This window comes from Acinetobacter sp. ANC 4805, from assembly GCF_022549495.1.
GTDB lineage: Bacteria > Pseudomonadota > Gammaproteobacteria > Pseudomonadales > Moraxellaceae > Acinetobacter.
This window is the reverse complement of sequence record NZ_JAKZGD010000010.1, coordinates 70,305-91,824: the sequence shown is the minus strand read 5'-3', so window position 1 is coordinate 91,824 and position 21,520 is coordinate 70,305. Positions and strand designations below refer to the sequence as shown.

The 21,520-nt window shown below is 39.5% G+C and carries 16 protein-coding genes; 13 read left to right on the top strand and 3 right to left on the bottom strand.

Annotation, left to right across the window (positions count from 1 at the left end):
- Positions 1-13: 13 nt before the first annotated feature.
- The 9 genes from wecB to pgi all read left to right on the top strand — a co-directional run bounded on the left by wecB (position 14) and on the right by pgi (position 10,687).
- Positions 14-1,144: a UDP-N-acetylglucosamine 2-epimerase (non-hydrolyzing) gene (gene wecB, locus MMP60_RS13570; protein WP_241336900.1), complete on the top strand. Its 1,131-nt coding sequence runs from the start codon at positions 14-16 to the stop codon at positions 1,142-1,144.
- A 3-nt stretch (positions 1,145-1,147) separates the two neighbouring features.
- Positions 1,148-2,365, top strand: coding sequence for a glycosyltransferase family 4 protein (locus tag MMP60_RS13565; RefSeq protein ID WP_241336899.1), 1,218 nt, complete (start codon positions 1,148-1,150; stop codon positions 2,363-2,365).
- Entirely contained in the window at positions 2,358-2,966 is a 609-nt protein-coding gene (locus tag MMP60_RS13560) for a sugar transferase (protein ID WP_241336898.1), read from the top strand. Before MMP60_RS13565 ends, MMP60_RS13560 begins: the two co-directional genes overlap by 8 nt.
- The gene (locus tag MMP60_RS13555; RefSeq protein WP_241336897.1) at positions 2,963-3,622 is read left to right on the top strand and encodes an acetyltransferase; all 660 of its coding nucleotides are present in this window, start codon (positions 2,963-2,965) and stop codon (positions 3,620-3,622) included. The genes MMP60_RS13560 and MMP60_RS13555 overlap by 4 nt, the downstream gene beginning before the upstream one ends.
- Before the next feature lie 31 nt (positions 3,623-3,653).
- On the top strand, positions 3,654-4,829 hold the full coding sequence (locus MMP60_RS13550; RefSeq protein WP_241336896.1) for a DegT/DnrJ/EryC1/StrS aminotransferase family protein: 1,176 nt from the start codon (positions 3,654-3,656) through the stop codon (positions 4,827-4,829).
- A gap of 149 nt (positions 4,830-4,978) precedes the next feature.
- Positions 4,979-6,853: a nucleoside-diphosphate sugar epimerase/dehydratase gene (locus MMP60_RS13545; protein WP_241336895.1), complete on the top strand. Its 1,875-nt coding sequence runs from the start codon at positions 4,979-4,981 to the stop codon at positions 6,851-6,853.
- Between the two features lie 9 nt (positions 6,854-6,862).
- Positions 6,863-7,738: a UTP--glucose-1-phosphate uridylyltransferase GalU gene (gene galU / locus MMP60_RS13540; RefSeq protein ID WP_241336894.1), complete on the top strand. Its 876-nt coding sequence runs from the start codon at positions 6,863-6,865 to the stop codon at positions 7,736-7,738.
- Between the two features lie 16 nt (positions 7,739-7,754).
- Complete coding sequence (locus MMP60_RS13535) at positions 7,755-9,011, top strand: nucleotide sugar dehydrogenase (protein ID WP_241336893.1); 1,257 nt, start codon at positions 7,755-7,757, stop codon at positions 9,009-9,011.
- A 2-nt stretch (positions 9,012-9,013) separates the two neighbouring features.
- Positions 9,014-10,687 (top strand): glucose-6-phosphate isomerase, encoded by a 1,674-nt coding sequence (pgi, locus tag MMP60_RS13530; RefSeq protein ID WP_241336892.1) that lies wholly within the window; start codon positions 9,014-9,016, stop codon positions 10,685-10,687.
- A 55-nt stretch (positions 10,688-10,742) separates the two neighbouring features.
- Here pgi and MMP60_RS13525 read toward each other — a convergent pair whose 3' ends face one another.
- Positions 10,743-12,113: a phosphomannomutase CpsG gene (locus MMP60_RS13525; protein WP_241336943.1), complete on the bottom strand. Its 1,371-nt coding sequence runs from the start codon at positions 12,111-12,113 to the stop codon at positions 10,743-10,745.
- A 236-nt stretch (positions 12,114-12,349) separates the two neighbouring features.
- A complete protein-coding gene (locus MMP60_RS13520) occupies positions 12,350-13,555 on the bottom strand; it encodes an amino acid aminotransferase (protein WP_241336891.1) in 1,206 nt (401 codons plus the stop codon).
- Positions 13,556-13,981: 426 nt separating this feature from the next.
- On the opposite strand from MMP60_RS13520, the gene MMP60_RS13515 reads away from it, so the two are divergent.
- The 4 genes from MMP60_RS13515 (at position 13,982) to acnD (ending at position 19,503) form a co-directional block, all read left to right on the top strand.
- Positions 13,982-14,692, top strand: coding sequence for a GntR family transcriptional regulator (locus MMP60_RS13515; RefSeq protein WP_018678376.1), 711 nt, complete (start codon positions 13,982-13,984; stop codon positions 14,690-14,692).
- Positions 14,685-15,566 (top strand): methylisocitrate lyase, encoded by an 882-nt coding sequence (prpB, locus tag MMP60_RS13510; RefSeq protein WP_241336890.1) that lies wholly within the window; start codon positions 14,685-14,687, stop codon positions 15,564-15,566. The genes MMP60_RS13515 and prpB overlap by 8 nt, the downstream gene beginning before the upstream one ends.
- 156 nt (positions 15,567-15,722) lie before the next feature.
- Positions 15,723-16,880 carry a 2-methylcitrate synthase gene (gene prpC, locus MMP60_RS13505; protein WP_241336889.1) on the top strand — a complete coding sequence of 386 codons (1,158 nt, stop codon included), beginning with the start codon at positions 15,723-15,725 and terminating at the stop codon, positions 16,878-16,880.
- Between the two features lies 1 nt (position 16,881).
- A complete protein-coding gene (gene acnD / locus MMP60_RS13500) occupies positions 16,882-19,503 on the top strand; it encodes a Fe/S-dependent 2-methylisocitrate dehydratase AcnD (protein WP_241336888.1) in 2,622 nt (873 codons plus the stop codon).
- 60 nt (positions 19,504-19,563) lie between these two features.
- Here acnD and MMP60_RS13495 read toward each other — a convergent pair whose 3' ends face one another.
- Positions 19,564-21,354, bottom strand: coding sequence for a retron Ec67 family RNA-directed DNA polymerase/endonuclease (locus MMP60_RS13495; RefSeq protein ID WP_241336887.1), 1,791 nt, complete (start codon positions 21,352-21,354; stop codon positions 19,564-19,566).
- Between the last annotated feature and the right edge of the window lie 166 nt (positions 21,355-21,520).

Genomic DNA, 21,520 nt, shown 5'->3' with positions numbered 1-21,520 from the left:
GAGTTGAATCGTTGTGAAAAAATTAAAGTTAATGACCGTTGTAGGTACGCGTCCAGAAATTATCCGTTTGTCTCGAGTGATGGCAGCATGTGATCAATATTTTGATCACATTTTGGTACATACAGGGCAAAACTATGATTACGAATTGAATGAGATCTTTTTTACAGATTTAGGGATTCGTAAACCTGATCATTTTTTAAATGCTGCAGGTGGTACAGGTGCGGAAACGATTGGTAATGTGATTATTACCGTTGATAAGATTCTAGATGAAGTACAACCAGAAGCATTATTAGTACTTGGTGATACCAATAGTTGTATGGCTGTTCTACCTGCCAAGCGCCGTAAAATTCCAACATTCCATATGGAAGCAGGTAATCGCTGTTTTGATATGCGTGTTCCAGAAGAAATCAATCGTCGAATCGTAGATCATACTGCTGATATCAACTTGACTTATAGTACGATTGCTCGAGATTACTTATTGGCTGAAGGGTTGCCTGCTGATTTAGTCATCAAAACAGGTAGTCCGATGTTTGAAGTGTTGAATCATTATAAGGCGAAGATTGAAGCATCAGATGTGCTTGAGCGTTTAGGATTGAAAGAACAGCAGTACTTTATTGTGAGTGCGCATCGCGAAGAGAATATTAACTCTGATCAAAACTTCCTAGATCTTGTCGCGATGTTAAATGCAGTCGCTGAAAAATATCAGTTCCCTGTCATTGTTTCTACACATCCAAGAACACGTAAACGTATTGAGCAACTTAATATTGAGTTCCATCCATTGGTTCAATTGTTAAAGCCACTTGGTTTTAGTGACTATAATAAACTTCAGCTTTCAGCTAAGGCAGCGTTGTCTGATAGTGGCACCATCAATGAAGAATCTTCGATTTTGAATTTCCCTGCATTGAATTTACGTCAAGCACATGAGCGTCCAGAAGGTATGGAAGAAGCAGCGGTGATGATGGTGGGATTAACAGCAGAACGAATTCTACAAGGTTTGGAGATTTTAGAGTCTCAGGCACGCGGAGAAGAGCGTTTATTACGTTTGGTGGCAGACTACAGTATGCCAAATGTGAGCGATAAGGTCGTTCGTATCATCATGAGCTATACCGATTATGTTAATCGCATTATTTGGAAGAAATACTAAATAATGAAAATCCTTCTTTTAACGCAATGGTTTGATCCCGAACCTACTTTTAAAGGTTTAGCATTCGCTAGGGAATTACAACAACAAGGTCATCAGGTACAAGTTCTAACAGGGTTTCCAAATTACCCAGGAGGAAAAATCTATGATGGTTATAAATTGAAACTATATCAACGTGAACAAATTGATGGAATTTCAGTTTTAAGAGTTGCTTTATACCCGAATCATGATAGCTCTGCGTTAAAAAGGATTTTGAATTACATTAGCTTTGCTTTTATGGCGATGCTTTTTGGTATTTTTGCAACTAAAAAGGCGGATGTTATCTATGCGTACCATCCTCCGCTAACAGTGGGTTTAGCCGCTATATTTATTAAGTTATTTAGAAGAACTCCAGTTGTATATGATATTCAGGATATGTGGCCTGATACCCTCAAAGCAACTGGAATGCTAAATAACCAAAGAATATTGAATATTGTGGGTCGAGTCTGTCAACTTGTTTATTATTTTGTTGATCATATTGTGGTTTTGTGCCCTGGATTTAAAAAACTATTAAATGAAAGAGGCATTTCAGATGATAAGGTCAGTGTGATTTATAATTGGTGTGATGAAAATAGCTTGACCCAAGCACAACCAATAAAAAGTGAATACCAGCAGCTTTTACAAGGGCGATTCAATATTCTGTTTGCTGGAAATATGGGAAAAGCCCAATCTTTGGATACTATCCTAGATGTTTCAATGGAATTAAGATCAGAGAGTAAAATTCAATTCGTATTCGTTGGTGGTGGAACGGAGACGGAACGTCTAAAGCAACGAGTATTAGATGAAAATATTGAAAATGTAGTTTTCATTCCACGTGTGCCAATGTCTGAAGTTGGTGGTGTTTTAGAGCATGCTGATGTGTTGTTAGTTCATTTAAAACGAGATCCACTATTTGAAATTACTGTGCCATCGAAAACACAGGCTTATATGGCGATGGGAAAACCACTGCTAATGGCTGTATCGGGTGACGCCGCAGATATTGTTCAAAAGGCAAAATGTGGGTGTATCGCTTTATCTGAAGATACTGAAAGTATAAAAAAGGCAATTTTAGAAATATATCATTTATCTACAGATGAACAACGTCAACTAGGTTTAAATGCTAAGCAGTTTTATGACGAAAATTTATCTTTAAGTCGTGGTACACAACAGTTTATTGAGATTTTCAAAAGGGTGGAAGATGCTTAAACGTTTACTTGATGTTGTGATTGCTTCAATTGCATTGGTGATTTTGTCTCCTTTGTATATCTTTGTGGCTTATAAAGTGAAAAAGAATCTAGGGTCTCCTGTGCTTTTTCGTCAAGTCAGACCGGGATTGGATGGTCTGCCATTTGAAATGATTAAGTTTCGTACTATGAAAGATGCTTTTGATGAACAAGGTAATCCATTACCTGATAGTGAGCGACTAACTCACTTTGGTAAAATGTTACGTTCAACCAGCCTAGATGAAATGCCTGAACTTTGGAATGTTATTAAAGGTGATATGAGTGTTGTGGGTCCACGTCCTTTACTCATGGAGTATCTCCCCCTTTATAATAAAGAGCAAGCTAAACGCCATAATGTACGTCCAGGTATGACAGGACATGCTCAGGTCAATGGTCGCAATGCGATTAGTTGGGAACAAAAATTTAAACTTGATACGTGGTATGTTGAAAATAGATCGATTTGGTTAGATTTTAAAATCATGTTGCAAACGGTGAAGAAAGTAATCGCTAAAGACGATATTAATGAGACTGGTGAAGCAACGATGACAAAGTTTATGGGTTCTAAAACGGAACCTAATGAATGAGTAATCAAATCTATGCAATTTATGGGGCATCGGGTTGTGGTCGTAGTTTGATGCCTGTTGCGCGGCAACAATTACAGCGTTTAGGTATTTCAGCCGAACTCTATTTCATTGATGATAGTTTGCAAAAACAGGAGATTGTAAATGGGCATATTGCCTTAAACTATCAGTCTTTTAAAGATTTAGTTTCACATCAAAAACATGTATTAATTGCGATTGCAAATAGCCGGATTCGTGAAAAAATTGCAAATCAGCTGGATATTGATGGTATTCAATTATGGACAGTGCAAGCTGATAATACTGTGATGATGGATCATATTGAAATTGGCGAGGGGGCTGCATTAAGTCCTTTTGTCACGATCACTTCTAATATTAGAATTGGGAAGTGTTTCCACGCAAATTTATATAGTTATATTGAGCATGATTGCATAATTGGTGATTTTGTAACTTTCGCACCTGGAGTAAAGTGCAATGGCAATATCCATATCGACGATCATGTTTACATTGGTGCAGGGGCCGTTATTAAACAGGGTACACCAGATAAACCTTTGGTCATTGGAAAAAATGCAGTAGTTGGTATGGGTGCAGTAGTTACAAAAAGTATTCCCCCAGGTGTTACCGTTGTTGGAAATCCAGCACGTATTCTAGAGAAAAAATAGATTTTTATTAGCGATATTGAGGAATATGAGTATGTTAAACACAGCATTTGAACCATGGCCAAGCTTTACTGAGAAAGAAGCAGATGCAGTTAAAAATATATTGCTTTCAAATAAAGTAAATTATTGGACGGGGCAAGAATGCCGTGAATTTGAAAAGGAATTTGCAGCATTTTCTGGTACACAATATGCAGTTGCTTTAGCAAATGGAACTGTTGCACTTGATGTTGCTTTGAAAGCATTACAAATTGGTTCTGGTGATGATGTGATTGTGACTTCACGGACATTTTTGGCTTCAGCAAGTTCGATTGTTACAGCTGGAGCGAATCCAATTTTTGCTGATGTTGAGTTAGATTCACAAAATATTTCAAGACGAACAATAGAAGCTATATTAACACCAAATACAAAGGCGATCATTTGTGTTCATTTGGCTGGTTGGATGTGTGATATGGATCCAATTATGCAATTAGCAGCTGAAAAGGGTTTATATGTCATAGAAGATTGTGCTCAAGCGCATGGTGCTAAATATAAAGGTAAGCCTGCGGGTTCTATCGGTCACATCGCTGCTTGGTCATTTTGCCAAGATAAAATTATGACTACGGGTGGCGAAGGTGGAATGGTTACCACAAATGATGAAAACTTGTGGAAGAAAATGTGGTCTTATAAAGATCATGGCAAAAGCTACGATAGTGTCTACAATAAGCAACATCCTCCAGGATTCCGTTGGCTACACGATTCTTTTGGAACAAACTGGCGTATGATGGAAATGCAAGCTGTCATTGGTCGCATTCAACTAACTTATATGGCAGATTGGACGAAAAAAAGAATCGAAAATGCAGATAAAATATTAAAAGCATTTGATCATTCGATTTATTTTACTGTAAACAGACCAACAGATGATTATCTACATGCACAATATAAATGTTATGTGCAAGTCAATATAAATGCATTACCAAGTGATTGGTCTCGTGACCGAATCATGCAATTTATCAATGCAGAAGGCGTACCATGTTATAGTGGTTCGTGTTCTGAAGTGTATTTAGAGCATGCTTTTGATAATACGAATTGGCGACCGAAAGAACGTTTAAAAAATGCTCAGCAGCTTGGTGAAACTAGTCTTATGTTTTTAGTACATCCAACACTGAGCGAAGATAATATTAAGAAAACCGTTGATGTGATTGAAAAACTTAAGAAAGTTTTAGATCAGTGATGAGAGAATAGGGGATAAAGCTTAAAGCAGGTAATCATAAATTAGCTTTTTGCTTTATCGCTGTATCATTAATGCAAGGTCGTCATTTCAGCTTGTGGAAGAATTGCGTATAACGTGCGCATGCTTAGTGGGATAATTAGAAGATTATTGTGAAAAAGATTATTTATCAGTTTGCATCAGCACCAAGAGTCACAAAACAAGCTCTACTGGTGTTTTTAGACGTACTCGCATTCCCTGTTATTTTATGGTTATGCTATGTGATTCGTTTATTCAATTTAGGGGCAGAAGTTATACCTGGGATTAGTCATGGGGTCATTCTGGTTACGTTGTTTTCTGTAATGAGTTTGCTACTAACAGGCGTTTATCATTTTATTGTGCGAACATTCGATGAGGTCTTTATTGTCAAATTGGCAATAGCCGTATGTTGTATGATGATGGTGCTTTATGGACTGAATGCATTTAGCCACGCTTATGTACCAATGTCGATTCCATTTATGTTCGGCTTTATGATGTTTGCATGGGTATGGTGTAGTCGCGCATTCATTCGTTTTATTGTGAAAGCCACTTTGCATACTCATGTTGGCTGTAAACGGGTTGCAATTTATGGTGCAGGCGATGCAGGGCAGCAGATCGCAGCAGCATTACATCGTTCTGATGATCATACGCCTGTTTTCTTTATTGATGATCAAACTTCATTACATGATCAAATTGTGGGTGGATTAAAAGTTTATTCACGTGATAAGGCTTTGCGTCATCTTAAAAAACATAAAATAGATGAGATCTTACTTGCTTTACCCTCTGTAGGAAGAACGAGAAAAAGTGAAATAATTCAACAGTTAGAATCAGCACGAGTCAAAGTTACAGAGTTGCCAGGGCTGACTCAACTTGTCGATGGTGATATTCAAGTTGCTGATATTCGTGAGGTCGATATTATTGACCTTTTAGGGCGAGACCCCGTTCCACCTATTTCTCATCTATTGGCTAAAAATATCCAAAATAAAATCGTTATGGTGACAGGAGCTGGTGGTTCGATTGGCTCTGAGTTGTGCCGACAAATTATTAAAAACCATCCCAAGATGTTGATCCTCTATGAATTAACTGAATTCGCACTCTATGATGTAGAAAAAGAACTTAGGCTCACGGCAACGTGTGAAATCATCCCTATTTTAGGAACAGTCCAAGATCAACAAAAATTAGAACGTATCATCGAACAATATCATGTACAGACGGTCTACCATGCTGCGGCTTATAAGCATGTTCCTTTGGTCGAATGTAATCCGATTGCTGGATTGAAAAATAACTCGATTGGGACTGCAAATAGTCTAAATGCGGCTGTTAAAAAAGGGGTGGAAACATTTGTACTCATTTCAACAGATAAAGCGGTTAGACCAACCAATGTTATGGGTGCATCAAAACGGATGGCAGAATTGTATTGCCAAGCTGTAGCTGAGACTAAACCAAAGACACAGATCAGTATTGTACGTTTTGGTAATGTATTAGGCTCTTCTGGTTCAGTTGTTCCGTTATTTAGGCAGCAGATTGCAAAAGGTGGACCAATTACGGTGACTCATCCTGATGTAACCCGTTATTTTATGACGATCCCTGAAGCTTCTCAGTTAGTGATCCAAGCGGGTGCATTAGGTTCAGGTGGTGATGTTTTCTTGTTAGATATGGGTGAGCCTGTTCGAATTCAGGACTTGGCTCGTCAGATGATTACACTAAGTGGTTTGAAGGTTCGTGAGCCAAACACAATTGAAGGTGATATTGAGATTGCCTATAGTGGTTTACGCCCAGGTGAAAAACTTTATGAAGAATTGCTAATTGATCAAGAGAATACTGGGTATACAGAACATACGCGTATCCTACGTTCTTTTGAGAAACATTATCCTCTGCAAGAAATCCAATCGGTATTTAGCCGAATTAACCAAATGACAGCTGTTGCTGATGATGTGGATTGGGCTTTAAGTCAGTTGGAACATTATGTCGATGGCTATAAACGTAGTGGCGAAGTACGCGTTAATTGAGAGAGTAATATGATCAAAAAAGCAATTTTACCAGTCGCTGGTTTAGGTACACGTTTTTTACCTGCAAGTAAATCTATTCCTAAAGAAATGGTTACCGTTGTGGATCGCCCTGCAATTGAATATGTGGTACGTGAAGCAGTTGCGGCGGGTATTGAACAAATTATTCTAGTAACGCATTCCTCTAAAGCATCAATTGAAAATTATTTTGATCGTAATTTCGAACTTGAAACTACTTTAGAGCAAAAGAAGAAATTTGATTTACTCAAAGAAATTACAGAGATATTGCCCAAGCATATTAGTGTCGTAAGTGTACGCCAGCCACAACCGTTAGGATTGGGTCACGCCGTACTTTGTGCGAAAGATATTGTGGGTGATGAAGCCTTTGCTGTGTTATTACCTGATGTATTAGTCAAAGATAATGCATCTCAAAATGATTTAGCTCTTATGATTCAACGTTTTGAGCAATCTCAAGCTGCTCAGATTATGGTAGAGGCAGTTCCTGACCATTTGGTTGATCAATATGGTATTGTAGATGTTGCTGTTTCTCCGAATGAAGGGGAGAGTGCTATCATGCAGGGAATTGTTGAGAAACCTGCAATAGGTACTGCGCCATCCAATTTATCTGTGGTAGGACGTTATATTTTACCTGCTCAGATTATGACGTTATTAGAGAATACCCCACGCGGTGCTGGCAACGAAATTCAACTAACAGATGCGATTGCAACATTGCAGCAATCACAAAATGTTGAAGCCTATCGGATGAAAGGGCAAACTTTTGATTGTGGTAGTAAGCTTGGCTATCTAAAAGCAGTCTTACATTATGGTATTGAACATCCAAAATTGGGTGAAGATTTTAAGGGTCTGATTCAAGAATTGGCCCTATAATTTAGGGTAAATGGTTATGAAAGTTGCAATATTCGGCAATACTTTATATGCAGGCGTGATGTCTGCATTGTTGTCTGAATCAGGACATTTTGTTTTTTGGTGTTCGAATATTGCAGATGATAGTGGATCACATCATTCTTTCCACGATGAAAACGTGAGTCATTTATTAAGTAAACAACTGAAAAGTGGTTTTCTTAATTATTGTGACAGTCAAAGTGTTCCACTAGATACAGATGCTTATTTCTTTAGTTTTAATCAGACACAAGAATCACAAGTTTTTCAGCTCTTACTTGATTTAAAACAACAACCAATTATTCATCCGAAATTGATGATCAATGCCTCTACTTTTGGTTTACACGGCACCGAAAAATTACAGCAGATCTTATCTGAAGATGATTGGGTGTATTTGCCTGATACCATTCAAGAAGGGAATGCGTTACACAGTCTCACCCAAGCGAAACAGTTGATTGTTGGATGTACACATTGTGAAGCACAGATCAAACTAAAAGAACTGCTAAGGCCTTTCTTTCCGCTCGAACAGCAATACTTGTTTATGCCTATTTTGGATGCTGAGTTTACCAAACTTAGTATTTCAGGCATGTTGGCAACACGAATTAGTTATATTAATGATCTGGCGGTTGTTGCTGAAAAGTTAGGCATTGATATCGCTTCAGTCCGTCAGGGGATGGCTGCGGATAGTCGCATAGGGACCGCTTATTTATCACCAGGCGCAGGTTTTGGTGGGGAAAATTTCTCGCACGATATCTTAACCTTGTCTAATACTGTTGCGAATACGGGTGTTAAAAGTCAATTATTGGCTCAAGTTTGGGACATTAATGAGCAACAGAAAGAAATTCTATTCCGTAAGTTATGGAATTATTATCATGGTGATTTACAAGGCAAGACGATTGCCATTTGGGGCGCTTCTTTTAAAGAAAATACCTCTAGTATTCAACAGTCACCGATTCATCAAATGTTAGCTGCATTGTGGGCACAAGGAGTCATTGTACGATTACATGACCCTCAAGCTTTAGATGAAATCAAGATGATGTATGGGCAGCGAGCGGATCTTATTCTGTGTGATGATCAATATGAAGCGGCGCAAAATGTACACGGCTTATGTATCTTAACGGCTTGGAAGCAATATTGGAGTCCAGCCTTTAAGCAACTCGCACAAAGCATGACACATCCGTTGATTTTAGATGGGCGTAATATTTATGACCCTCATTTTGTTAAGGCTCAAGGTTTTGCTTATATGGGCGTGGGGCGTTAAGCATGCTAGATCATCTTCAATCATCACTGTTTAAAGCTCAAAATGCTAAATCGAAAAACTTAGCCTTATTACAGAAAAAATTCAAAGAGATCCATCTTAATCAATTGTTTGCAGAAGATTCGGCACGGTTTCAACATTTTTCAGTTGAATATGATCAAATTGTTTTAGATTTTAGTAAGCAACGAATTGATCAGAATATATTGAATGAATTGGTTGAGTTTGCTCAAAATCAAAATCTTACTGAATGGATAAAAAGATTATTTTCCTTAGAGCAAATTAATTATACGGAACAACGGGCAGCAATGCATTGGGCATTGCGTTTGCCTGAGTCTGAACAGTATTTTTCTGAGATCAATCGGGATGTTCACCAACAGCTAGAACGTATGTATGCTCTAGTTGAAAAAATTCATGCTGGGCAGTACCGTGGCGCGACAGGTGAAGTGATTCAGGATGTGGTTAACATCGGTGTGGGTGGCTCTGATTTAGGGCCATTGATGGTGACACATGCACTTTCTGATTTTAAAGTGGCAACAGCGAAACCTTTAGGTATTCATTTTGTTTCCACGATGGATGGTAGTCAGCTCTCGGATTTATTGCATCAACTTCGTCCTGAAACAACCCTTTTTATTATTTCATCGAAGTCTTTTGGCACGATTGATACGCTTTCTAATGCACAAACTGTACGCCAATGGTTAGAAAAAACCTTGGGTACGGATACGCGAGTATTGAAAAACCACTTTATTGGGATTTCGACCAAACCTGAGAAAATGACAGAATGGGGAATCGCACCTGATAAACAGCTTCTGTTGTGGGATTGGGTGGGTGGTCGTTATTCACTTTGGTCATGTATTGGTTTACCGATCGCACTCACCATTGGCGTAGAGGGCTTTAAGCAGTTATTAGCAGGTGCTTATGCGATAGATCAGCATTTTCAAACGGCATCATTTGCTCAGAATATCCCGATTTTGATGGGGATATTAGGTGCTTGGAATAATAATTTTCTTGATATTCAGACCCATGCTGTACTCCCGTATGATGGGCGATTGAAATATTTCGCTTCATACTTGCAACAACTCGAAATGGAGTCAAACGGGAAGTCTATTCAGCGGAATGGCGAAAAAGTTGATTCTGCGACATGTCCAATCGTTTGGGGCGAGGTGGGGCCCAACGCCCAACATGCTTTTTATCAACTGCTACACCAAGGAACGCATGCAGTAAGTTGTGATTTTATTGCACCAGTGCAACGCTATAACTCAAATCAATTTACGTATGCTGAGAATGCGGATGCCTTAGTTGAACAACATCATTTAGCACTCTCAAATTGTTTAGCCCAGTCTCGCTTACTAGCATTTGGAAATCAGGCGCTTTCAGTTGATGAGTTAGGGGACTTACCCGCTTATAAGCAATATCAAGGCAATCAACCAAGCTCAACAATCTTGTTGAAAGAACTCAACCCTTATAATTTGGGGATGTTGATTGCAACTTATGAGCATAAGGTTTTTGTGCAATCTGTTTTATGGAATATTAACCCCTTTGATCAATGGGGGGTGGAAAAAGGTAAAGAGATTGCCAATCAACTGTTACCGATTTTAAATCGTGAACAAGATGACTTGTCTGGTTTCGATGCATCAACGAAAGGGTTACTTAAAATCTTATTAGGTAAGACAGGCAATTAATTTATATTTATAAATTGGAAGGAGCTTTCAGTTCAAAAACTCCTTCCATGATTGATTAATCTTCAATCAAAGCAGTCAACTCATCTACATAAGCTTGCATTGGTTGTGGATTTTGTTCTGCACGACTTTCAATATTTAAGCGAAGCAAAGGCTCAGTATTAGATGCCCGAACATTTAAACGCCATGCACCAAAATCAAGACTCACACCATCGGTACGATCAATTTGTGGATGCTGATCAGCATAATGATCAAAGATCTTTTGTACGGTTGCTTGAGTATTTGCCACTTTAAAGTTGATTTCACCACTACACGGGAACTTGGTAATCATATTTTCAACCAGTGTTGAAAGCGCTTGACCTGTTTCAGAGAGTAGGGCAATGGTGAGTAACCAAGGAATCATACCGCTATCACAATAAGCAAAATCACGGAAATAGTGGTGTGCGCTCATTTCACCACCGTAAACAGCATTGTGTTCACGCATGACATCTTTAATAAAGGCATGTCCACATTTTGATTGGATTGCAGTTCCTTGATATTGATTAACAATATCTAAGGTATTCCAGATTAAACGTGGGTCATGTACGATTTTTTCACCTGATTGCTTGATCAGGAAAGCTTGTGCCAATAAACCGACAATGTAATATCCTTCAATGAATTCGCCTTTCTCATCAAATAAGAAACAACGGTCAAAGTCACCATCCCAAGCAATGCCCATATCTGCATGATGTTGAAGAACGGCATCGCGTGTGCTATCTCGGTTCTCAATCAAGAGTGGGTTCGGAATACCATTTGGAAAATTGCCATCGGCTTCGTGATGGATTTTGATAAATTCAACAGGAATACTGAGTTCTTGAAACTTTTGCTCAATCGCATCAATCACATGACCTGCTGCACCATTGCCTGAATTGACCACAAGTTTCAGTGGCTTAATTTTGAGTGGGTCAATATAAGTGAGAAGATGTTCGATGAACTCAGGCAAGATATTATAACGTTCAGTTGAACCTTTCTGCTCAACTTCGATAAATGAGCCTGATTCTGCAAGTGCTTGGATGTCCTTTAAGCCCGTATCAGCACTGATTGGGCGCGCATTTTCACGCACCAATTTCATACCATTGTAGTCCATAGGGTTATGGCTTGCCGTGACTTCGATCCCACCTTGCACATCGAGATGGAAAGCACCGAAATAGACTTCTTCAGTGCCCGTCATGCCTAAATCAAGCACATTGACACCCGCATCATTGAGACCACGAATGGTGGCTTGTTTTAAGCCTTCACTGCTAAGGCGGATATCACAACCAATCACAACTTTTTTAGGTTGGTAGATTTGTCCGTATGCACGACCAATTTTATAGGCGATTTCTTCGTTGAGTTCAGTACCTAGTTTTCCGCGAATATCGTAGGCTTTAAAGCAAGTCAGTTGAGTCATGTTCAAAAGTGCTGTTTGTTGTTTATTCATGTGTTGCAGTATACAAAGACTCGCTAGGCTTGAACATTCATAGATACAGATTTAATCATTTAGTGATTTTTCTTGGTTTTAGCTAGATGCCCAATCTTAAATTTAAAAGACTCTCATCATGTAAAAACAAAAAAGGTTGTTCCACGTGAAACAACCCTTTTTTGATCCATAAAGTCTCCCTTTTAGAAGGGAGATTTAGAGGGATGTTAAGCTGATTTCGCTAAAACTTCTGCGACCGCTTTTGCCACTTTATAAATATTATTCATATTTAGACCAGCAACACAGATACGACCACTGCGCACCAAATAGATTGCATATTCTTCACGTAGGGTATCGACTTGCTCGCCTGTTAACCCTGTATAGCTGAACATACCTTTTTGATTGACAAGATAGCTGAAATCACGGTCTGGCAATGCTTTTGTCAATTCATCTTTTAAGATGCTACGCATTTTGATAATACGCTCACGCATCTCTTGCACTTCAACTTGCCATTGTTGGTTAAGATCAGTGTCATTTAACACTTGATCGACTAACCACGCACCTGTTGTTGGTGGGCTTGAATAGTTACGACGTACTGTTGCTTTGAGCTGACCAAATGTACATTGTGCTGCTTCAGCATCATCACAAACAAAAGTTAGACCACCGACACGCTCACCATAAAGTGAGAAAATCTTAGAGAATGAATTGCTCACGATGAAGTTAAGACCTGCTTGGTCTAAAGCGCGAATTGCATAGGCATCTTGTTCCATACCGTCGCCAAAGCCTTGATAAGCAATGTCGAGGAATGGGATGAGATTACGCTCTTTTAATACGGCAATCACTTGATCCCATTGTGCTGGATTTAAGTCTGCACCTGTTGGGTTGTGGCAGCAAGGGTGTAATAACACAATGCTGTGTTCTGCCAAAGTATTCAGTGTCGACAACATGCCATCAAAATCAACGCCACGTGTTTCAGCATCAAAGTATGGATAGAAATTGCTCTTAATTCCCGCGCCATTGAAGATCGCAACATGGTTATCCCAAGTCGGTTGGCTGACCCAAACTTCTGAATTTGGGAAATAGGTTTTTAAGAAATCCGCACCAACTTTTAATGCACCTGAACCACCCAATGTTTGAATGGTTGCAACGCGACCTTGTTGGATTGCTGGACTATTCGCACCAAACAAAAGTGCCTGAATCGCTTCACGGTAAGGTTTGAAACCTTCCATTGGGAGATAAAGTTTGGTTTTATCATTCTTAGGTGCAATACGTTTTTGCGCTTCGATAATGGTATCAAGCTGAGGAACGATACTGTCTTCGTTATAGTACAAACCAATACTCAAATTAACCTTTTCAGTGCGTGGATCAGTGTTGAACTGTTCCATAAGTGAAAGAATTGGATCGCCTGCATAAGGTGGGATATGTTGAAACATTAACAATGTCCTTTTATTCAACAAGGTGCATGGATGTGTTTTGGAATGCCCAATAATGTACCAATAAAGCGAGTATGAAGCACCCTATTCTTTGCATTATTGTCGCAGTATTTAATTACAAAATTGATTCTAAAAGTGCCGATTATAAGGATTGTCTACAATCAAGCTGTTATACCATTGTCTTAGGATAAGAAAAATAAAGGGGTAATCGCGTAGAAGACTGAATCCATATAAGGCTTAATGTGTATTTAAACATTTGTTTTATACCAGTTTAATATAAATTATGCTTTTGTTTCCAAGCAATACCTTGAATCTATTCATCTAAGCTAATTGACTGGGGGAGTCTAATTTATTGTCGACAATCCTATTGCAATTTTTGTCTTATATCGTTATAAAATCATCAAAACCGTAGAGATTGTCGACAATATGCAAGATACCCTTGTTCCTCAAGCCATCAGCACAAGTCAGAGTATTACCCTGACGGAACATGTATTTAAGCAAATTCAGTCAGCAATCGTTTTAGGACAGATTCCTGCGGGCAGTAAAATTTCTGAACCTGAACTGGCACGTATTTACGGCATTAGTCGTGGTCCTTTACGTGAAGCGATCCATCGTCTGGAAGGGCAGAAGTTGGTTGAACGTACCGCACATGTGGGCGCACGTGTCGTTTCCTTATCATTACAACAGTTTCAAGAGCTGTATCAGATTCGAGCCTCTCTCGAAGGTTTAGCCTGTAAACTTGCTGCTCAGCATATTGATAAAAAACAGATTTTAGCATTGCGTGATGTATTGCGGATGCATGCTGAAGATGAAAATTTTAAAGCGGGGAAAGGCTATTACCTGCAAGAAGGACAAGACGATTTCCATTACTGCATTATTAAAAGCAGTGGCAATAAAACCTTAGAAAAAATGTTATGTGATGAGTTGTATCACCTCATCCGTATGTATCGGATCCAATTTTCAAATACCCCTGATCGTCCAAGCAAAGCTTTGGATGAACATATCCGCATTTTAGATGCGATCGCAGAAGGTGACGGTCAACTTGCCGAAATGCTGATGCACCGTCACATCAATGCATCCTACAAAATTGTTGAGCAAACATTGCTGCAAACCCAAGGAGAACATCAACATGGCTAAATCTGCTGGTCAGTTATTCCGCGACGCGGTCGCAAATGAAAATCCATTACAAGTGGTGGGTGCAATTAACGCCAATCATGCATTATTGGCAAAACGCGCAGGCTATAAAGCCATTTATTTGTCAGGTGGTGGTGTTGCAGCAGGTTCATTAGGTTTACCTGATTTGGGTATTAGTAACCTGGATGATGTATTAACTGATGTGCGCCGTATTACGGATGTGTGCGACCTACCATTATTGGTTGATGTGGATACAGGTTTTGGTGCTTCAGCTTTTAATATTGCACGTACCACTAAATCAATGATTAAGTTCGGTGCAGCAGCGATGCACATCGAAGATCAAGTGGGCGCAAAGCGTTGTGGTCACCGTCCTAACAAAGCGATCGTGACGCAACAAGAAATGGTGGATCGTATCAAAGCGGCAGTGGATGCACGTACTGATGAAAACTTTGTGATCATGGCACGTACCGATGCACTTGCAGTTGAAGGTTTACAAGCAGCGATTGACCGTGCAGGAGCATACATTGAAGCAGGTGCGGATATGTTATTCCCTGAAGCAATTACTGAATTGGCAATGTACAAGCAGTTTGCTGATCTGACCAAAGTTCCAGTCTTGGCAAACATTACCGAATTTGGTTCTACACCATTGTTCACCACGGAAGAACTTGCTTCTGCGGATGTGAGCATTGCGTTGTATCCACTTTCTGCATTCCGCGCGATGAACAAAGCCGCAGAAAATGTGTATGAGACTCTGCGTAAAGAAGGCACACAGAAGAACGTTGTTGACACCATGCAAACCCGTCAAGAATTGTATGAGCGCATTAACTACCATGCGTTTGAACAGTATCTTGATGGTACTTTTGCAAAGAATAAATAATTTTCCCGTTCTTCACCTCTCCCTAGCCCTCTCCTCAGAGGAGAGGGAATAACACGAATCATAATTGATTGAATTTGTGTTATTCCTCCCCCTTTTAGGGGAGGCTAGGAGGGGTCTTAAAAGTAAACAAATAAACACCATAAAAAGGACAATCTTATGAGCAGTAATGAAACACCAGTCGGCTTCAAGCCAAAAAAATCAGTTGCGTTAAGTGGTCAAGTTGCAGGCAACACTGCACTGTGTACTGTAGGTCGCAGTGGTAATGACTTGCACTACCGTGGTTATGACATTCTTGACCTTGCAGTGGGTAGCCAATTTGAAGAAGTTGCTCACTTACTGGTACATGGCAAACTGCCAAACAAAGCTGAGTTGAAAGCCTATAAAGCAAAACTTAAAGCACTGCGTGGCTTACCAGCAGCATTGAAAACTGCACTTGAACAGTTACCACCATCTGCACACCCAATGGACGTAATGCGTACAGGTGTGTCAGTTTTAGGTTGTTTAACGCCTGAACATGAAGATCACAATGAAGCTGGTGCGAAAGACATCGCTGATAAATTGATGGCAAGCTTAGGTTCAATGTTGTTGTATTGGTATCACTTCAGCAACAACGGTCGCCGTATCGAAGTTGAAACGAATGATGACTCAATCGCTGCACATTTCCTCCATTTACTTCATGGCGAAGCGCCATCGGAAGAATGGATTCAAGCAATGCATACGTCTTTGATTCTGTATGCAGAGCATGAATTCAACGCATCGACCTTTACGTCACGTGTTGTTGCAGGTACAGGTTCTGATATGTACTCAGCAATTACTGGCGGTATCGGTGCGCTGCGTGGCCCTAAACATGGTGGTGCGAACGAAGTTGCATTTGTGATTCAACAACGTTATGACAATGCTGATGAAGCAGAAGCAGACATTCGTAGTCGTGTAGAGAAAAAAGAAGTCATTATCGGCTTTGGTCATCCTGTTTATACCATCTCTGATCCACGTAACGAAGTGATCAAGAAAGTGGCGTATGACCTTGCTGAAGCGCAAGAGAATAACAAGATGTATCTCATCGCTGAGCGTTTAGAAGCGGTGATGAAAGAAGTGAAAAACATGTTCCCGAATTTGGATTGGTTCAGTGCGGTGAGCTATCACTTGATGGGTGTTCCAACAGCGATGTTCACACCATTATTTGTGATTGCACGTACCGCAGGTTGGTCAGCACATGTGATTGAACAACGTCAAGACGGCAAAATTATTCGTCCAAGCGCGAACTATACGGGTCCTGAAAACTTAGAATTTAAACCTTTGGCGGAGCGTGGCTAAGATGAGCAATACTCAATACCGCAAAGCACTGGCAGATACCCAGCTTGAATACTATGACGTGCGTCAAGCCGTTGAAGACATTCAGCCAGGCGCATACGCAACCTTGCCATACACCTCGAAAGTGTTAGCTGAACAGCTTGTACGTAAAGCTGATGCAGAAAATTTAACTGACTATTTAACGCAATTGATCGAACGCCGTCAGGACTTGGATTTTCCTTGGTATCCTGCGCGTGTGGTCTGTCATGACATCTTAGGTCAAACGGCATTGGTTGACCTTGCGGGTTTGCGTGATGCGATTGCTGAAAAAGGTGGTGATCCATCAAAAGTCAATCCAGTAGTTCCAACTCAGTTGATCGTCGATCACTCGTTGGCGGTGGAATTCGGTGGTTTTGATCCTGACGCGTTTGAGAAAAACCGTGCGATTGAAGATCGTCGTAATGAAGACCGTTTCCACTTCATTGAGTGGACGAAGACTGCCTTTAAAAATGTCGACGTGATCCCTGCGGGCAACGGCATCATGCATCAGATCAACTTGGAGAAAATGTCTCCAGTGATTCAAAACCGTGATGGCTTAGCATTCCCTGATACTTGTGTGGGTACAGATTCACATACCCCACATACCGATGCGCTTGGCGTAATTTCAATTGGCGTGGGTGGTTTAGAAGCTGAAAATGTCATGTTGGGTCGTGCTTCGTGGATGCGTCTACCTGACATTATTGGGGTTGAGTTTGTCGGTCAGCGTCAAGCAGGTATTACCGCAACGGATATCGTGTTGGCATTGACTGAATTCTTGCGTAAAGAACGTGTGGTAGGTGCTTATCTAGAGTTCTTCGGTGAAGGCGCTGACAGCATGTCTGTAGGCGACCGTGCTACGATTTCGAACATGACACCTGAATACGGTGCAACTGCTGCGATGTTCTACATCGACCAGAACACCATTGACTATTTACGCCTGACAGGTCGTGAAGATGCGCAAGTGGTATTGGTTGAGCAATATGCCAAAGAAATCGGTCTTTGGGCATCGGATATGACCAAAGCGCAGTATCCACGTGTACTTCGTTTCGATCTTTCAACCGTGACTCGTAATATTGCAGGCCCATCAAATCCGCATGCACGTGTGTCTACGGCTGATTTGAAAGCAAAAGGCATTGCAGGGAATTTGGATGTTGCGAAAGCACAAGAAGCAGAAGGTTTGATTCCTGATGGTGCTGTGATTATTGCGGCGATTACCTCATGTACCAATACTTCTAACCCACGTAATACAGTGGCGGCAGGTCTATTGGCACGTAAAGCGAATGAACTTGGTTTAGTGCGTAAACCTTGGGTTAAATCTTCATTTGCACCAGGCTCTAAAGCGGCTGCGCTGTATCTTGAAGAAGCGGGTGTCTTGGGTGATCTTGAGAAGCTTGGTTTTGGTATCGTAGCGTATGCATGTACCACGTGTAACGGTATGTCAGGTGCACTTGATCCAGTGATTCAACAAGAAATCATTGATCGTGACCTATATGCCACTGCTGTACTTTCGGGTAACCGTAACTTCGATGGTCGTATCCATCCATACGCAAAACAAGCGTTCTTGGCATCGCCACCGTTAGTGGTTGCCTATGCGATTGCAGGAACGATTCGTTTTGACATCGAAACAGATTCACTCGGAAATGACAAAGACGGTAATCCAATTTACCTGAAAGACATTTGGCCTTCAGATGTTGAAATTGATGCTTTAGTGAAAGAAGCAGTGAAGCCTGAGCAGTTCCGTAAAATCTACATTCCGATGTTTGATTTGGGTGTTAATGAAGAAGCGGCAAGCCCGTTGTATGATTGGCGTCCAATGAGTACCTATATCCGCCGTCCTCCATATTGGGAAGGCGCGTTGGCTGCACCACGTACTTTAGCCAATATGCGTCCGCTTGCGATCTTGGGTGACAACATCACCACCGATCACTTGTCTCCATCGAATGCGATTGTGTTAGACAGTGCTTCAGGTGAGTACTTGGCGAAAATGGGCGTGCCTGAGGAAGACTTTAACTCATACGCAACTCACCGTGGCGACCATCTCACTACGCAACGTGCAACCTTTGCCAACCCGAAATTGTTTAATGAAATGGTTGTTCGTTCTGACGGCACGATTAAACAAGGTTCAAAAGCGCGTGTAGAGCCTGAAGGCGAAGTGATGCGTATGTGGGAAGCGATCGAAACTTACATGAACCGTAAGCAACCGTTGATCATTGTTGCGGGTGCGGATTATGGTCAAGGTTCAAGCCGTGACTGGGCAGCGAAAGGTGTTCGTCTTGCAGGTGTTGAAGCGATTGTTGCTGAAGGTTTTGAGCGTATTCACCGGACTAACCTTGTAGGTATGGGCGTGTTACCGCTTGAGTTTAAACCAGGTGTGAACCGTAAGACGTTGAAGTTAGATGGTACTGAGCTATATAGCGTGATTGGTAATATCTCACCGCGTTCGACTTTGACTTTAGTGATTGAGCGTGCCACAGCGGATGGTAAAGAAGAAATTCTTGAAGTGCCTGTGACGTGTCGCCTAGATACAGAAGAAGAAGTTTCTGTGTATGAAGCGGGTGGGGTATTACAGCGTTTTGCTCAAGACTTTTTAGAAGGTCAGGTGGCTTGAGATTGTAGCTAAAAGCAATTGATTCTGTTGAGTAAAAGCCCTATCTTGATGATGGGGTTTTTAATTATGCAAATTACTATAAATATAATGATATAATTGTATATGAAAAATAGAGTTAAATATTAAATCGAATTTAGTAAAGTCAATAATATCCTGCTTCTCATAAATAATTTTTTCCAATAATACTTTTTTCCCATAATGTATATTAGGATCAAATTTAGTATTTTTTTTCTTGTCATCTGAATGAAAAACTTTAGAACCTATCGAATACATTAAAACTGATGGATCGTAAAAGTCTTCAATCACTTCGTTTTTAGGTAATTGGAGAATATATAAATTATTAAAGATATGATACCAATCTAATAGCCCAGTTGTGGTCATAGAAGAATGATTTATTTGCTTGAAAGTACTTTTAAATTCAGATCGTGCTGTTGAAATAACAGCTTGCCCATCAGAATCACCATCAACTATAATTAAGCATGGTTTTAAAAAAATATTTTTAGCCTTATAAAACTGTTTATAGTTTTGAAGAAATATTTTAAGCAATCCTGTACCACCTCCATAACCTGTTATTTTAGAAAAACGCTTAGTTCCCTCTAGAGAAGAGAATTTAAGGAAATGTAATGAATTTTTATACAGTTTATGGCAAGCTAATTTGAAATGTAATGGATCTGTATAGCCCTCTCCGATTATTAGCATTCTTTGTGGATAAACAAAATAATGGTGGAAAAGAAACTTAGCATAGAGCTTTTCAAGACTATTTAATTCATTAAATTTTCTCGTACTATTTTGAAATTTAATATCTTGCTTATTTTTTATTTGGTAGATATGACTTAAAATCCCATTTAATGCTTCTCGGCTTATTTTTTGTTTGTCCATGTGAACTTTAGATTTAAAGAATTCACCTTCAGAACAGAATTTTTGAACCATTGACCTTGTATAGCGGTAATATGTTTTATCAATGTTAACTTTTTTATTAACTATTAATCCCGTTACTTCTTGTTTGTTATATTTATTAGTTACTCTAGTCTTTGTTGGATTAATTGTAAATCTACTACTATTGATGGTGTGATTTAAAATAGAACCTACAACCCATTTTTCATTATTAAGTTTGACAATATCATCAGAGAATTGCGGTAAATTGGTTGATAGTGTCAAATCATCAACATATCTTGTATAAGTAAATTTGTATTCTTTTGCTAATTTTACCATTTTAACATCAAGGATATTACCAATTAAATTACTAATTATTGGTGAACAAGGACTACCTTGAGGTAAAAAACCTTCTTGTGAAGTAGATGTCCGGTATGTAGCGATCTGAGCAATTAAAATAGCGACATCTAGAGGCAAAAGAAAGAATTTATTTTTTGTAAAGAATCCAACTATCCTAGAGAAAGTAATATTTTCAAAAAAGTCTTTTAGATCAATATTTAGTACCAGCCTTTTGCCTATGTGCTTTTCAGCATTACTATATATACCAAAATTAATTTTTTTAGATCCAATAGGTGTTCTATTTTGTTTTGATGTTGGAATGTTTATTGTGATATTTCTTCTGAAACCATGTGAGCTAGTACAATTTACATATGAAGACGATGATAATCTTTTTACTTCTAATTCCTCGTAGCAATTGCTTAAAAGATTAGCTAACCGAGTTTGTAATATTTTAAGTTCAGAGGTAGGTGCAAGAATTTGTCTTTTATTACCATTTTTTTTAGGAATTTCAAAGCTTATATATCTGGTGGTAATATTTTGACTAAATAAGATACGAGAGAAATTTTTCTCAGAATAGCCCAATAAAGCAGCAAAATCTTTTTGTGTTTGACAAGTTTTGAGCTGATTTAAAAAATTCAAAAGGTACCCCTTGGGAACTCATATGGTCATCGCACAAGAGTATACTTAGCGGCGTAACCAATACATATCGGCAAATTTGACAATAAGCCATTAACATTTTCAAAACAGATTGCGATACGCAATCTAAAAATCTTCCCAAGGAGCGCTATAATATAACTTTAATTTT

Excerpts from the sequence above, each read along its gene's own strand:
- acnD (WP_241336888.1), top strand. The coding sequence starts at position 16,882 with ATGAGCAATACTCAATACCGCAAAGCACTGGCAGATACCCAGCTTGAA.
- MMP60_RS13515 (WP_018678376.1), top strand. The coding sequence starts at position 13,982 with ATGCAAGATACCCTTGTTCCTCAAGCCATCAGCACAAGTCAGAGTATT.
- MMP60_RS13565 (WP_241336899.1), top strand. The coding sequence starts at position 1,148 with ATGAAAATCCTTCTTTTAACGCAATGGTTTGATCCCGAACCTACTTTT.
- pgi (WP_241336892.1), top strand. The coding sequence starts at position 9,014 with ATGCTAGATCATCTTCAATCATCACTGTTTAAAGCTCAAAATGCTAAA.
- MMP60_RS13520 (WP_241336891.1), bottom strand. The coding sequence starts at position 13,555 with ATGTTTCAACATATCCCACCTTATGCAGGCGATCCAATTCTTTCACTT.
- MMP60_RS13525 (WP_241336943.1), bottom strand. The coding sequence starts at position 12,113 with ATGACTCAACTGACTTGCTTTAAAGCCTACGATATTCGCGGAAAACTA.
- MMP60_RS13535 (WP_241336893.1), top strand. The coding sequence starts at position 7,755 with ATGAAAGTTGCAATATTCGGCAATACTTTATATGCAGGCGTGATGTCT.
- MMP60_RS13555 (WP_241336897.1), top strand. The coding sequence starts at position 2,963 with ATGAGTAATCAAATCTATGCAATTTATGGGGCATCGGGTTGTGGTCGT.
- MMP60_RS13560 (WP_241336898.1), top strand. The coding sequence starts at position 2,358 with ATGCTTAAACGTTTACTTGATGTTGTGATTGCTTCAATTGCATTGGTG.
- MMP60_RS13550 (WP_241336896.1), top strand. The coding sequence starts at position 3,654 with ATGTTAAACACAGCATTTGAACCATGGCCAAGCTTTACTGAGAAAGAA.
- prpB (WP_241336890.1), top strand. The coding sequence starts at position 14,685 with ATGGCTAAATCTGCTGGTCAGTTATTCCGCGACGCGGTCGCAAATGAA.
- galU (WP_241336894.1), top strand. The coding sequence starts at position 6,863 with ATGATCAAAAAAGCAATTTTACCAGTCGCTGGTTTAGGTACACGTTTT.
- prpC (WP_241336889.1), top strand. The coding sequence starts at position 15,723 with ATGAGCAGTAATGAAACACCAGTCGGCTTCAAGCCAAAAAAATCAGTT.